We start from the raw sequence: 1,498 nt of genomic DNA on the forward strand, positions 1-1,498 counted from the left end.
GGTCCCGGTCAGTTCGTCATAGACCGACAAGGGTCGGCGGCCGACCTCGATGCGGGTGGCCGCGGCCCGGTTGAGGAGGGCTTGCAGCGGTCCGGCCTCCTCGCCCAGCGGGCGTTCATGACGCGGCTGGGGCGGGACGTCGCCGGTGGTGGTCCGGCGCCCTTTGCCGGTGGGCAGGCCGTCCCAGTGCTGTTCCTCGACGACGCGGACCCCGCGTCCGATGGCCCGTGGGTGTGTGGCCAGCAGCGTCTCGCCGCTGGAGCCGGCGACGGTGGAGTGCAGCATGACCTGTGCCTTCGTGGCCCTGATTTCCACCAGCTGACGGGGGCGGACCTTGCGGGCCGGGACCGAGTAGAGGTTCCCGCCGAAGGCGACCAGGCAGTCCTTGCCGACCGGCCGCAGATGGCGCTCGGCCACCAGAAACGGAGTCGGCGGCAGCGGCTTGAGAGCTGCGTGGTCCCGGGCGGCACGATGCCCGATCACCTCGCGGTGCGTCTTGTGGATCTGGGCCCGCCGTTGCGGCACCCAGGCGGTGAACGCGGCATCCATCTCCTCGACGGAGGAGAAGGCCCGACCGGACAACACGTGGTCGCGGACGATCAGCACCTGGCGTTCGACGCGGCCCTTGCCCTGGGGCCGGTAGGCGGCCAGCACATCGATGTCGAAGTCGTAGTGGCCGGCGAATCCGACCGCCTCTGGATGCAGCGGAACCGCCTCGCCGGGGGCTACGTGACGGCGCACGACTGTCTTGGTGCGGTCGTAGACGATCGTCATCGGCACCCCGTTGAAGTGCGCGAATGCCCGCCGGTGGCAGTCGAAGAACGTCTGCAGGTCCAGGCTGGTGGTGAAGCAGCAGAACGGATCACGCGAGTACGACAGCACCATGTGGAAGGAGTAGACCTTCGGGATGCCCAGGTGGGCGAGGATCTTGCCTTCATCGCCCCAGTCCACCTGGGCCTGAGCACCCGGGATCACCTCGAACCTGCGGTGCATCCCCGCCAGCTCCCGTGGGGTAATGCCCAGTTCCTCCGCGATCCTTGGGCGGGCCTCCTGCACGTAGAGCTTGACCCGCTGGTAGTTCCCGGTGAATCCGTACTCCGTGGCCAGCCGCTCGTGAATCACCGCGGCCTTCATCAGGATCTCGGCCCGCAGCATCGCGTCGATCAGCGGAGCGACCTCGTCGACTACCCGCTTGCGCGGCTGACCACTCGCCGTCCGGCGCGGCGGCGCGGACGAGTCAGCAGACAGGTACTTGCTGACGGTTCGCCAGTTCAGCCCGGTCTCCTTGGCAACCTCCGACAGGCTCATCGCCCCGGACTCCACCAGGCCGCGGAATCGTCGGAGTTCCAGCCAGCGCTGCGGGTCCAAGACCATGGCCCACCCCTCTCTGCAACCTTGGACAACAGGCAGCAGCGTGCCGGGGGCCGTCTCTCAACACATCAAGAACTCTGTACGTTCATCCGTACGCGGCTATGCGCGTTCACGTGTACGCCGACAG

At 68.0% G+C, this 1,498-nt stretch carries 1 protein-coding gene; it reads right to left on the minus strand.

Annotated elements, in window-relative coordinates:
• On the minus strand, positions 1 to 1,374 hold a 1,374-nt coding region (gene istA / locus ACWCP0_RS41920), incomplete at its 3' end, for an IS21 family transposase (protein ID WP_451083954.1).
• Positions 1,375 to 1,498: the final 124 nt, after the last annotated feature.

The organism is Streptomyces sp. NPDC001970 (assembly GCF_053594115.1).